The sequence below is a fragment of the Myroides odoratimimus genome (assembly GCF_038039805.1).
GTDB classification, from domain to species: Bacteria; Bacteroidota; Bacteroidia; order Flavobacteriales; family Flavobacteriaceae; genus Flavobacterium; species Flavobacterium odoratimimum_B.
The window spans coordinates 16540-28470 of record NZ_JBBPHK010000016.1 but is presented as its reverse complement, the minus strand read 5'-3'; the positions used below and the strand labels follow the sequence as shown (position 1 = coordinate 28470).

Here is an 11931-nt window from a genome sequence, read left to right as displayed (position 1 = left end):
AAATTAACGACTATATTTTTTAGTTAGAAAATATGTATTATTAAAACTTTTAAATGCTACGCGCCAAACAGAGGATCGTGATTTTGGTATTCGGTATTTGCAATAATTTTTTACAGCATGCTTCTAATGTGTTCCCCGTAGTGAGGATATCATCTAGGAGTAAGAAATGATTGTATTCCTCGTCTTTAAAGTTTAGGTCTAGGTCAAAGACTTCTTTTGTCTGACTTTTTCTCTGAAAACGTGATTTAGTTGTCTGAGAAGAGGTTTGGAGCGTTTTGATTAGGAGTTGATTATTTATTTTGATGTGAAAGTGTTCACTTATTGCTTTCGCGAATCCGTCTACTTGATTATACCCTCTTTTCTTTTGTTTCTTTTTATGCATGGGGACAGGTATGATAGAAGTGATCTCTTTTAGAAGAGTTGTTTTTGCCAGTTGATAAGCATATATATTACCTAAGAAATAACTTAGCTCTGGGTGATTTTTATATTTAAGGTTATGAATGATTTGCTGTACTTTACCACCTTTATAGAAGAAAAGCAAACTAGAAGCAAACTCTATGGGTATTTTACCATAGAACTTAGCCATAGAATCATTTTGCGTTACTAGATGTTCTTGAGTATAAGGGATCTCGTCTCTACAACTCAGACACAGACATTGTTCGTTCTTCAGTAATATACAGTTACAAGCCATGCAGCTCTTCGGAAAGAGTAGATTCAAGATATCACTTATAATCATCAGTCCAGGGGTATTATTTATGTTATTTAGATACTATGCTAAAATTAATCAGAACTTTCTCTACGTAATTATTAATAACAAATATCTTTGTGTTGAAATGAAGATATAGAAATGAAAATAGAAGAAGTACAACAGCAGATCATGCAATTAATGGTATTAATTGCTCAAAATAAAAAAGAAGAAGCCTCTGTAGCAATAGAGAAGATAGAAGAAAGTATCAATGATGGACTTGACTATGCACAGACAGATGACGAAGTGGTTCGTTGGGGTAAATTTCTGAAGATTATCGAAGAGTTAAAACAGAAGATAGGATAATGGAGCAGCACCAACCTTGTTATTGTTGTAGCGGTAAGGCGTATAGCGAGTGTTGTGAGCCGTATGTGACGAATACTACTGCTCCTTCTACTGCAGAGCAGTTAATGCGCTCTAGATACACAGCCTATGCCTTAGCGAATGCGATATATATTATTAATACTACACATCCTAAGACTAGACACTTCCATAGTAAGAAGGCTATTCTACAATGGGCAAAAGAAAATACATGGCAACGCTTAGAAATAGTGATAAGTGAAGAGAGCCGTGTCGTCTTTAAGGCTTATTATAAAGATGTAGAGGGCAATGTGTGTGAACACTATGAAGATTCTTTGTTTGAAATGTTAGGAGGGAAATGGTATTATGTATCAGGAACATTTAAGGAATAATCCTTGTATTTTAGAGAGGGTAAATAAAAATTACTTCGTAACTTAGTGAAAATATAAAACTGTATAAGTATGAAACCAACCAGAATTGAAAGCGACTTAATAGGTGAATTAGAAATTCCTCAACAGGCTTATTATGGTGTACAGACACAAAGAGCAATCAATAATTTTAAGATATCGACAAGTAAGTTGTCTGATTATCCTGAGTTTGTAAAAGGATTAGCTATTGTAAAATGGGCGGCAGCCAAAACCAATTTTGAGTTAAACGTCTTAGACGAAAAAATATATAAGGTTATCGCTGATGTATGTCAGGAGATAATAGACGGTAAGCTACACGCTGAGTTCCCTGTAGATATGATACAAGGGGGAGCAGGTACTTCTGTTAATATGAATGCGAATGAAGTAATCGCAAATAGAGCTTTAGAGATCTTAGGTTTCGAGAAAGGTGATTATCAACACTGTTCTCCAAACGACCATGTAAACTTATCTCAATCTACTAATGATGCATACCCTACTTCTCTGAAGGTAGCTGTGTTCGAAATGAATAAGAAGGTAGTAGAGAAGCTAGAGAAATTAGTAAAAGGATTTGAGGCTAAGGCTGTAGAGTTTGAGAATATTATTAAGATGGGAAGAACTCAACTTCAAGATGCAGTGCCAATGACTCTAGGACAGGAGTTCGGTGGTTTTGCCTTTACTTTGAAGAGAGAAATAGCAGTTCTTAACCAAGTTAGTCAAGCGTTCTTAGAGATTAATATGGGAGCTACTGCTATCGGTACAGGGCTAAATGCTGTACCAGGTTATGCAGATCTATGTGCTAAGAACTTAGGATTGTTGATGAAACAACCTGTTACTTCTGCTGAGAACTTAGTAGAGGCTACATCTGATACAAGTGGTTTTGTTGCTTATTCAGGTGTGTTGAAGAAAGTAGCTATTAAGCTGTCTAAGATTTGTAATGACCTTAGATTATTATCTTCAGGGCCTCGTACAGGACTTAACGAGATTCAACTACCTCCTATGCAGCCAGGTTCTTCTATTATGCCAGGTAAAGTGAACCCTGTTATCCCAGAAGTAGTAAACCAAGTGTGCTTTAAAGTAATCGGTAATGATATGACTATCACGATGGCTTCTGAGGCAGCTCAGTTACAGTTAAACGTGATGGAGCCTGTATTAGCTCATACTCTTATGGAGTCTATGACATGGTTAGAAAATGCTATGGACACATTAGTAGAGAAGTGTGTAGTAGGTATTAAGGCTAATGTAGAACATAATAAGGAGCTAGTGTTAGGAAGTATCGGTATCGTTACAGCGCTAAATCCTTATATCGGATATAAAGCAAGTACTAAAATCGCTAAAGAAGCATTAGAATCAGGTAGAGGAGTTTATGAATTAGTATTAGAACACAATCTATTAACTAAGGAAAAACTAGATGAGATTCTAGACCCTAAACATATGTTAGCACCGCATTCGATCTAATCGATACGTGTTATTAGATATAAAAAGTCTCCTACTAGGAGACTTTTTTATTGTTTATAGATGTAACTTTTCTAAAATCTGTTGTCTCAATACAAATTGGTAAGTTTATTGTAGTGGTATAATAGCTTTAAATGGTTTGTTATGAAAGCATTAGTCATTGGAGGTACTGGAGCAACTGGTAAAGTACTCGTACGTCAACTACTTTGTGACGATGATTTTCACGAAGTAGTCATATTTATTCGTAAAGAATGGGATATTCAGCATCCTAAGTTAGTCGTTCATTTAGTTGATTTTGAACAAATCGACCAATGGAGGCATTTAATAGAAGGAGATGTGGCTTTTAGTTGTTTAGGAACTACACTGAAGCAGGCTGGTTCTAAACAAAAGCAATGGCATATAGACTATGATTATGTCATGCAGTTTGCCCAATATGCAAAAGGGAATGGAGTAAGTAACTTTATTTTACTATCTGCTAAAGCAGCTTCTGATAAAAGTGCATTCTTCTACAGTAGACTAAAGGGAACTTTAGAACGCTCTGTATTGAATTTGCGTTTTGAGAATACTATTATTCTTCGTCCAGGACTTTTATTACGTCCAGGAACTAATCGTATGGGAGAACGAATTGCAGCTAAGGTTTTGTTTTTCTTTAATAAGATGCGATTGTTCATGAAGTATAAACCGATAGAAGTGGTGAAGGTAGCCAATCGTATGCGTATAGAAGCGAAGAATCACTGCTGTCGTCGCTTGATTATCGAAAGTAATGAGATATAATAAAAAGGCTTATCTCTTAGAGACAAGCCTTTCATTTATGTTGTATAGTATTACTTAAAGCTAGCAGCTATCTTAAGTAAAGCCTCCGGATCGCTGACACCCTCTTTTACATCCATCAGTTTTATCGTATCATCATCTCCTAGACCCGTGCTCAGTGGTAGCTGTTGCGGAATCTTAGGAGTCTCACCGAACAGCGTTTGATATAGTACTATAGAGTTTACGAAGACAGCATCATTAAGCATATGACGTGATCTATCTGTATGACGTAGCATATCTTTGCCATCCTTAGTAGCAGTATAACCTTCTTTGCCAGCATAGGCAGCACCTAATACCGCTGAGAAGTTTAAGAATCCAGTGTTAGGCAATGCTTTAGCTACTGTGACACCATTCTCTACCAGTAGAGGTTGGTAATCGTTATAATCTGCACTATCGTATTCAAATGGAGCAGTAAGACCGTAGATATATGTAGCCACTTCAGGGCTGTTTTTGGCTATCTGGTCATGTACCTCTGCTGTGTTAGATTTATACTTGCCTAGCTCTTGTATAGCTACAGGTGTTGATTCTTGTAGAATCACATAGTCTAGATAGTTTCCATCTTTATCCGTTTGATTAAATAGTTTTTCAGCATTTTTCTTGTTTGAAGAGATGATCTGATCTATGCTTACTCCCATTTCTAAAAGAGATTTCACCTCTACTTGTTTATTGTTTTCCTTAGCTAGAGCGTCTAACATTTTTGGAAAACTAGCGAAGTACTCTGTATGGCTATTCCCTACGAATAGTACTCGTATAGGCCCTTCTGCTTTAGGAGGGGTAGGTTTTGCGACTAGTTCTTTAATAATCTCTCCGTCTCCCTCACCATTCTTGTTCTTATCTCCACACGATGTAAGAACTAATGCTCCAATAAAAGCACTCAATAAAATCTTTTTCATAGCAATTATATTTGTTAATAATAATAAAAATAAGTAATATAAATGAGATAGTGTTCTTGTTTATAGTATATTATCTATAATTAATTGACGATTACGGTTGCTCTGTTTGAGTGAGATAGGGAATAGCTATAATGTAAAATAGGCTTCACTATGATGCGAAGCCTATTTCAGAAATTAAGTATGTGTAAAAGGATTATTTTACTTGAGTGAACTCTAAGTTCACATTTATTTTTACATCTTTAGCGATAGCTTGTCCTGATGGATCATACGCTACTCCGAAGTCAAAGCGGTTGATAGTTGTAGACGCTTGGAATCCTAATTTAGTATTTCCTTGCCCATCATCTTTTAATAAACCACCATAAGTAAGGTCAAATGTTACAGGCTTAGTGATATCTCTGATAGTTAAGTTACCTTCTAATTTGTATTGATCTTTACCTACTTTTTTGATTGATTTACTTTCAAAAGTCATTGTAGGGAATTTCTCAGCTGCGAAGAAATCATCTGTTTTTAAGTGGTTGTCACGCATCTCGATAGATGTGTTCACACTGTTCATATCTACTGAGAATTTAAATGTTCCTTTCGTTAAGTCTTCAGGTGTTCCTTCGAATGTTCCCTCGTATTTATCAAAACGACCATCTACGAACGAAATTCCTAAGTGCTTCACAGAGAAGTTTAAAAATGAGTGGTAGTTATCTACATTCCATTTTGTTTGGGCGAATGATGCAACAGAGAATAATGTTGCTACGAATAATAATGCTATTTTTTTCATGATAATAATTTTAATTGTTTTGTTATTTACTACAAATGTAGTACCACATTTAGCTTTAAGCACTTAACCTACATTAAGAAGTATTTTTATCTGTTAATATTTGTGTTTTTTGTGGTAACAGCTATAAGAATAATATGTAGTAGAACATTTTTGACCTCATTTGGAGTTAATGACCTTAAAAGGTTTTTTTAAGTTATTATGGAGTTAGGAGTTAGGTGTAACTTGTTGAAAATTAATTATCTGTGTGTTTTTGGATTAATATTGTTCGGAAGTTATTCGGTAATATCCTGTGTTTACTTAGACTAGAGACTTTTTTACCGAACCAAATCAAATCTGTACCCGAACAATCTCCTAGTAAAGAAGAACTAAAAATGGGCTAACTTATCTGTAAAGTACAGGTAATGTTTGAATTATGATATTTAAAGATAAGAAAAAAGAAAGAAAAGTAAAAGAGAATCATCAATTTATTGTTTTACTTCTACTGTCTTAGCAGGAGGATTAGTTACTTGGATGTTTTGGAAGGTGTGTAAGAGACTTGATAAAGAGATCAAGTATGAAGCATGGTTAGAATCATAGTGTACACACTTAATGACATAAAAAAAGCCACTCTGATACAGAGTGGCTTTTGTGTATAGGGTAGATGATGGATTACATCATTTTCTTTAACCAGTTTCTCATAGATACTTCGTTCTCTATGATGTTTTTAAGGTCAGCGATTGCTACACGGTCTTGTTTCATCGTGTCACGGTGACGGATAGTCACAGTCTTATCTTCTAATGACTGGTGATCTACAGTGATACAGAACGGCGTACCTAGTGCATCTGCACGACGGTAGCGACGACCTACTGCATCCTTCTCATCATATGCTACATTAAAGTCCCATTTAAGCTCTTCGATTATCTCTTGAGCTAACTCAGGAAGACCATCTTTTTTCACTAATGGAAGTACAGCAGCCTTAGTCGGAGCTAGTACAGATGGTAATCTTAATACTGTACGTGTAGAACCGTCTTCTAATGTCTCTTCTACTAATGATTTAGAGAATACAGATAAGAACATACGGTCTAGACCTACTGAAGTCTCTACTACATAAGGTACATAAGAGGTGTTGGTCTCGTTATCGAAGAACTGTAGTTTCTTACCAGAGAACTTCTCATGTGCTTTAAGGTCAAAGTCAGTACGCGAGTGAATACCTTCTAATTCTTTAAATCCGAATGGGAAGTTAAACTCAATGTCAGTAGCTGCATTAGCATAGTGCGCTAATTTCTCATGGTCATGGAAGCGGTAGTTCTCTGCTCCCATACCTAGTGATAAGTGCCACTTATGACGAGTTTCTTTCCAGTACTCGTAGTACTTCATCTCTTCTCCTGGCTTCACAAAGAATTGCATCTCCATCTGTTCGAACTCACGCATACGGAAGATGAACTGACGAGCAACGATCTCGTTACGGAATGCTTTACCTGTCTGAGCGATACCGAATGGGATCTTCATACGACCTGTCTTCTGTACGTTTAGGAAGTTTACGAAGATACCTTGTGCAGTCTCAGGACGTAAGTATAAGTCCATAGCAGAGTCTGCAGAAGCTCCTAACTTCGTACCAAACATTAGGTTAAACTGACGTACTTCAGTCCAGTTTTTAGATCCTGTATCAGGGTCAGCGATCTCTAGCTCTTCGATAAGTGCTTTTACATCTGCTAAATCTCCTGAATCAAGACCACGAGCCATACGCTCTAAGATCTCTTTTTTCTTCGCTAGATATTCTACTACACGAGGGTTAGTAGCTACGAATTGTTCTTCGTCAAAAGATTCGCCAAAGCGCTTTTTCGCTTTCTCGATTTCCTTTTGAGCCTTTTGGTATAATTTTTCACAGTAGTCTTCGATAAGAACGTCAGCTCTATATCTCTTCTTACTGTCTTTATTATCAATTAATGGGTCATTAAACGCATCTACGTGACCAGAAGCTTTCCAAGTGGTAGGATGCATAAAAATCGAGGCATCAATTCCTACAATATTTTCGTGCATTTGTACCATGGATTTCCACCAGTACTCTCTAATGTTTCTCTTTAACTCCACACCATTCTGAGCGTAGTCATACACTGCGCTTAGACCATCGTATATTTCACTAGAAGGGAAGATGTATCCATACTCCTTAGCATGCGAAATAACGTTCTTAAAAATATCATCTTGTTTTGCCATAGTGCAAAAGTAATAAAAGACTTTAAGATTAGGAACTCTGCCATTGGCATTTTAGTGTTAATAACCTAAAGTTTATTGATTTACTATATTAATTAATCGTTCTTAGTTGAATGTTGTTGATTGTATTCTGATAATATACGCTCTGTATTCTCGATATGTCCTGTCATATCCCATTCATCGTGTCCTGGTATAATGACTTTAGCATTCTTAAATTTTCGTTTTACGGCTTCGATAGTCTTAGGCCAAGCTATTACATTACCATCGGCTATATTACCTATAGTTGTAGCTTCTGCACTCTTAATCAGGCATCCTCCGTATAACACTTTTTCTTTTGGGAACCAAACTACGGTATTATCTAGTGAATGCCCCTCTCCTAAAAAGGATACAACCAACTTCTCATTGCCAAAGGTAAACTGTTTTTCCTTATTAAAAGAATGTTGAGCTTGTGGCTCATTGCGTTCTTTTAATATTTTATTGGTCAATGCGTAGGTATACGTCTGTGCTCCTGTACTGTTAAAATAGCCTAATCCTCCTGAACGATCTTCGTGGAAGTGGGTAGTGATGACCCATTTTACCTCTTTGTTATGATTCGTTCTGATGTACTCTACTAGAGGCTCGTACTGATCTTTATCCCAAGGTGTGTCTATTAGAATAGCACCTTCGTCTGTCAGCACGTACATCGAATTAGAGGAGTATGTTACTCCCTGAAACTCTTGATAAGTAGTGTATATATACATATTATCATTGAGTTGTTTTATTTTTAGCTTGTCAGATTGAGCGTGTACTAATGTAGTACAGATTAACATCGCTATGGCACTAAGTATTTTGCGCATGGTTTATTTATTTCGTGTTGAGATTAGTGATGAGGTTATACCCATCCTTTCTTCTTGAATTTTTGGATAGCAGCTAAGAATTGGTTCATCTCTTCTGGTGTACCTAACGTTACTCTACTCCACTGTAATAGGGGAGGGAAAGGACGACCTACGATAATGCCTTCTGATGCCATGCCATCTATATACTGCTGTTGATCACATTTTATCTTGTGGAATAAGAAGTTTCCTTGGCTAGGTAGATATTCTATTCCTAATGCTTCAAAGGTCTCTGTGGTGATACCAAGAGAGTTAGCATTCACTGCTCTACTGTGTACGATGAAGGCATTATCCTTTAAAGAAGCAGTACCTGCTACTGCAGTAGGCGTACTGATATTCTCCACTGCCATATAAGGTACTAATTCATTCGCTAGACTTTCTGTAGATAGACTATATCCTAACCTCATACCTGCCATAGCAAATATCTTAGAGAAGGTACGCAATACGATAACATTCTCTCTTCCTTCTCTGATAAAAGAAGTCCCACTCACGAAGCTTTTGTCAGTGATGTATTCTGCATAAGCTTCGTCTACCATAAAGAAGTTTTTCTCAGCATCAACAGTAGTCACCCAATCAGCAATAGTACTAGAGTTAGTTAATGTGCCTGTCGGGTTATTAGGGTTGCACAGATAGATGATAGAGATACCGTCAAAGCTATCTGCAGCTTGTTTCATCTTAGGAATGTCCATACAGAATGTAGTGTCTAACGGTACATTAACAACTGGAATGCCCATGCCTTCTGCATGACTAGCAGCTAAGAAGAACGATGGATCTGGTGAGATAAGTTGTACCTTATGCCCATTCTTGATTGCTTTATATACTTGTAAATTCACTGTGGCTCTGATCAAATCAGAAGAACCAGCACCAATGGTAACTTGTGCTGCTGACATCTTAAAGGTATCAGCTATGGTGCTTTGTAATTCTTTTATATAACTGTCAGGATATCGATTTACATTAGATAAAACGTCAATAATTGCATTTTTAGCTTTAGGAGATATACCTAAGCTATTTTCGTTAAAATGTAAAAATAACGGGTCTTCAACTGATGTTGGTAAACCTAAGTCTGCAATAGACTCTAATGCTTGTGTTGTTGCAAATCCTTGTGTAAGGATACTTCCTGCGAACAACGTTCCTGATAGTTTTAATAAATCACGTCTGTTCATAGTGAATAGAATTACTGTATTATGTAAATAAAAAATGCCTCAATCGGAAGATAAGGCTCTTAGAAAAACTAAAGTTAGGTGATATCTATTGAATAATCGATACTTAGAATAGAATATTTTGGTATAATTTTATGAATTACATCAGTATTATGACGTTTGGTTGAAGGTAGTGCAATAATCAATAGGAAATAAGAGGTTGATTTATACATAAGTAAGAGTGCTTTAGGGGGATGCTAGAAGCGAAAAGCAACTGTGTAATATCGCTATCCTTTATGAATAGTGGATTAGATGCTGATATGATAGTGTGAATATTTTGCGAAATAGTGCTGTTTGTTGTCAATGAGAGTAATAAATAAAAAAAAATCTATTAAATATTTTGTTGTGAGTTAAATTGTGTTAAATTTACCTAGTCTTTAATCGGGTTATATCTTTATGATAATTAAGTAAATAGAGGTATGGCTTAATAAATTAAAGCTTGTTTAATTATATACAAAATTAACTATGAAAAAAATCACGTTTATGGTATTAGGAATGGCTGCTATGGTAGCTGTTGCTTGTGGAGAGAAAAAAGAAACTGCAAAAGAAGGAGAAGCTGCTACAACTGAAGTAGAAGCACCTGCTAAAGAAGAGGCTTCTGCTGCTTCTGGATACGATGCAGTATTAGACAAGTATGAAAAAATCGCTGATGAGCACATCGCTTTGATGAAAAAAGTACAAGCTGGAGACGCTGCTGCTGTATCTGATGCTACTAAAGTAAGTGAAGAATTAATGAAAATCGCTGAGGAGTTACAAAAAACTGACCCATCGACTATCACTAAAGAGCAAACTGCTAGATTCCAAGCTATCGCTGAGAAATATCAAAAAGCTTTAATGCCTTAATTAGGTGTTATCACGATATAATATGAATGCTATCCTTCTTGGGTAGCATTTTTTTTATAATTGGGGTTTTAATGTTATAGTGTCCCATTAGTTGCGACCATTATCGACCATATAAGGTCAGATAGAGTCATAAGAGTCTATATCATCGAAGCGGTATCAGTAGAGTAGTAGCTTTGTGGTGTAGTTCTTTGACATATTGTTTATTAGTGATTCCTTATTGCGTAAAAAGCAAAAGGGAGCATTATCTAGATAATACTCCCTTAGGTAGTGGATAAAAAGAGAAGTTATTCTTCCTCTTCTGTATTTTTCAGTTTCATTAGTAATGTGTAGGCTCCTTTAGTAACAATCTTCTTGTTAGCTAATTGATCTGCGTTTATTATTTGTACATATCCATCTTCTTTAGGACCGATTTGTACAGGAGTCATCTCATAAGTTTGTTTGGCTGTTTCTATAAAAACAAAGTTTTGTTTCTCAAAATAAACAACGCTTTCTTCAGGTAAGGCTTGCGATACAGCTGCGTGTGTATCTATGTCAGCATTCATGTACATACCTGGAACCAGTTTCTTATCAAAAGCTTCAAAGTGACAATGTACTTCTGAGACTCCATCTGTGTTTACATCCATACTGATTAGTATAATCTCTCCTTCGTATTTCTTATCAGGTGCACCGTTAGTATAACTTACTACACGCTGTCCAATCTCTAGTTTATCAAGGTCTTTTTCGTATACTTTTAGATTTAGATGTATGTCAGTAGGGTTAATAAGTTCGAACATAACATCAGAAGGAGTTACATACTTACCTACATTGACAAAAACATTACTCACAAAACCGTTAATAGGACTGTATATATTCACACTACGACTGATGTTAGTATGAGTCAGTGATGCAGGGCTAATGTTGATTAAGCTCAATTGTTGTGCTAAGGCATTCATCGTGATGCGTTGATTATTCATCTCTGCTTGTGCGATTTGCATTACCTTATCACTACTCGCTTGACTTGCGTTTAGGTCTTTCTGACGGTTGTAATCTAGTTTTGCAAATTCGTATTTGTCCTTAGCGATTAAGTAATTCTGCTGTAATTGGATGTACTGAGGGTCTTCCATCGTAGCGATTAGCTCACCCTTTTTGATATGCATACCTGGTAATAACTTAGTACTCTTAAGGTAGCCACCGAGAGGGTTAGTTATGGAGATGAGGTTCTGTGGTGGTACATCTATCTTACCATTTAGCTTTAGCGTTGTCGCTATTTTGCGCTCAGTCAGAGAGCCCGTTTCTATAGTTGTATTCTTCATCTGTGCATCAGTTAGATGTACAGTGGTAGTGTCTTCATCTGTGGTAGAGATAGGATCTTCTTCTTTTGGCTCTGTTTTGCATTGTGTGAATAGTGTGATACTCCCTAAGGCAAGTGCTAGAACAAAGTATTTGGTATTGATATATTTAGATAACATGAT

General features: G+C 36.3%; 12 protein-coding genes. 5 read left to right on the top strand and 7 right to left on the bottom strand.

From position 1 onward, the window contains the following. Positions 1-49: 49 nt before the first annotated feature. Positions 50-736 carry a ComF family protein gene (locus AABL85_RS12245; protein ID WP_341310298.1) on the bottom strand — a complete coding sequence of 229 codons (687 nt, stop codon included), beginning with the start codon at positions 734-736 and terminating at the stop codon, positions 50-52. A 111-nt stretch (positions 737-847) separates the two neighbouring features. Between AABL85_RS12245 and AABL85_RS12240 the strand changes: the two genes are divergently transcribed. From AABL85_RS12240 to AABL85_RS12225, 4 genes are all read left to right on the top strand, one after another. Beyond that, positions 848-1051 carry a hypothetical protein gene (locus AABL85_RS12240; RefSeq protein WP_006259864.1) on the top strand — a complete coding sequence of 68 codons (204 nt, stop codon included), beginning with the start codon at positions 848-850 and terminating at the stop codon, positions 1049-1051. Further along, entirely contained in the window at positions 1051-1437 is a 387-nt protein-coding gene (locus tag AABL85_RS12235) for a YchJ family protein (RefSeq protein ID WP_286415389.1), read from the top strand. Before AABL85_RS12240 ends, AABL85_RS12235 begins: the two co-directional genes overlap by 1 nt. A gap of 69 nt (positions 1438-1506) precedes the next feature. Beyond that, positions 1507-2907: an aspartate ammonia-lyase gene (aspA, locus tag AABL85_RS12230; protein WP_341310297.1), complete on the top strand. Its 1401-nt coding sequence runs from the start codon at positions 1507-1509 to the stop codon at positions 2905-2907. A gap of 141 nt (positions 2908-3048) precedes the next feature. Next, the gene (locus AABL85_RS12225) at positions 3049-3678 is read left to right on the top strand and encodes an NAD(P)H-binding protein (protein WP_341310296.1); all 630 of its coding nucleotides are present in this window, start codon (positions 3049-3051) and stop codon (positions 3676-3678) included. A gap of 50 nt (positions 3679-3728) precedes the next feature. On the opposite strand, the gene AABL85_RS12220 is transcribed toward AABL85_RS12225, so the two are convergent. From AABL85_RS12220 to AABL85_RS12200, 5 genes are all read right to left on the bottom strand, one after another. Beyond that, complete coding sequence (locus AABL85_RS12220; RefSeq protein WP_341310295.1) at positions 3729-4607, bottom strand: hypothetical protein; 879 nt, start codon at positions 4605-4607, stop codon at positions 3729-3731. Positions 4608-4800: 193 nt separating this feature from the next. Continuing rightward, a complete protein-coding gene (locus AABL85_RS12215) occupies positions 4801-5376 on the bottom strand; it encodes a YceI family protein (protein ID WP_341310294.1) in 576 nt (191 codons plus the stop codon). 648 nt (positions 5377-6024) lie between these two features. Beyond that, positions 6025-7569 (bottom strand): glycine--tRNA ligase, encoded by a 1545-nt coding sequence (locus AABL85_RS12210; protein ID WP_006259856.1) that lies wholly within the window; start codon positions 7567-7569, stop codon positions 6025-6027. Between the two features lie 92 nt (positions 7570-7661). Then, positions 7662-8402: an MUS family subclass B1 metallo-beta-lactamase gene (gene blaMUS, locus AABL85_RS12205; protein ID WP_341310293.1), complete on the bottom strand. Its 741-nt coding sequence runs from the start codon at positions 8400-8402 to the stop codon at positions 7662-7664. A gap of 35 nt (positions 8403-8437) precedes the next feature. After that, the gene (locus tag AABL85_RS12200; protein WP_341310292.1) at positions 8438-9601 is read right to left on the bottom strand and encodes a histidinol-phosphate transaminase; all 1164 of its coding nucleotides are present in this window, start codon (positions 9599-9601) and stop codon (positions 8438-8440) included. Between the two features lie 501 nt (positions 9602-10102). Here AABL85_RS12200 and AABL85_RS12195 point away from each other — a divergent pair. Beyond that, a complete protein-coding gene (locus AABL85_RS12195) occupies positions 10103-10480 on the top strand; it encodes a DUF6591 domain-containing protein (RefSeq protein ID WP_286415406.1) in 378 nt (125 codons plus the stop codon). A 284-nt stretch (positions 10481-10764) separates the two neighbouring features. On the opposite strand, the gene AABL85_RS12190 is transcribed toward AABL85_RS12195, so the two are convergent. Then, positions 10765-11928: an efflux RND transporter periplasmic adaptor subunit gene (locus AABL85_RS12190; RefSeq protein WP_286415408.1), complete on the bottom strand. Its 1164-nt coding sequence runs from the start codon at positions 11926-11928 to the stop codon at positions 10765-10767. Between the last annotated feature and the right edge of the window lie 3 nt (positions 11929-11931).

What these genes read in the sequence shown, in the direction of transcription:
- AABL85_RS12245 (WP_341310298.1), bottom strand. Translation starts at nt 736, where the DNA reads ATGATTATAAGTGATATCTTGAATCTACTCTTTCCGAAGAGCTGCATG.
- AABL85_RS12240 (WP_006259864.1), top strand. Translation starts at nt 848, where the DNA reads ATGAAAATAGAAGAAGTACAACAGCAGATCATGCAATTAATGGTATTA.
- AABL85_RS12235 (WP_286415389.1), top strand. Translation starts at nt 1,051, where the DNA reads ATGGAGCAGCACCAACCTTGTTATTGTTGTAGCGGTAAGGCGTATAGC.
- aspA (WP_341310297.1), top strand. Translation starts at nt 1,507, where the DNA reads ATGAAACCAACCAGAATTGAAAGCGACTTAATAGGTGAATTAGAAATT.
- AABL85_RS12225 (WP_341310296.1), top strand. Translation starts at nt 3,049, where the DNA reads ATGAAAGCATTAGTCATTGGAGGTACTGGAGCAACTGGTAAAGTACTC.
- AABL85_RS12220 (WP_341310295.1), bottom strand. Translation starts at nt 4,607, where the DNA reads ATGAAAAAGATTTTATTGAGTGCTTTTATTGGAGCATTAGTTCTTACA.
- AABL85_RS12215 (WP_341310294.1), bottom strand. Translation starts at nt 5,376, where the DNA reads ATGAAAAAAATAGCATTATTATTCGTAGCAACATTATTCTCTGTTGCA.
- AABL85_RS12210 (WP_006259856.1), bottom strand. Translation starts at nt 7,569, where the DNA reads ATGGCAAAACAAGATGATATTTTTAAGAACGTTATTTCGCATGCTAAG.
- blaMUS (WP_341310293.1), bottom strand. Translation starts at nt 8,402, where the DNA reads ATGCGCAAAATACTTAGTGCCATAGCGATGTTAATCTGTACTACATTA.
- AABL85_RS12200 (WP_341310292.1), bottom strand. Translation starts at nt 9,601, where the DNA reads ATGAACAGACGTGATTTATTAAAACTATCAGGAACGTTGTTCGCAGGA.
- AABL85_RS12195 (WP_286415406.1), top strand. Translation starts at nt 10,103, where the DNA reads ATGAAAAAAATCACGTTTATGGTATTAGGAATGGCTGCTATGGTAGCT.
- AABL85_RS12190 (WP_286415408.1), bottom strand. Translation starts at nt 11,928, where the DNA reads ATGTTATCTAAATATATCAATACCAAATACTTTGTTCTAGCACTTGCC.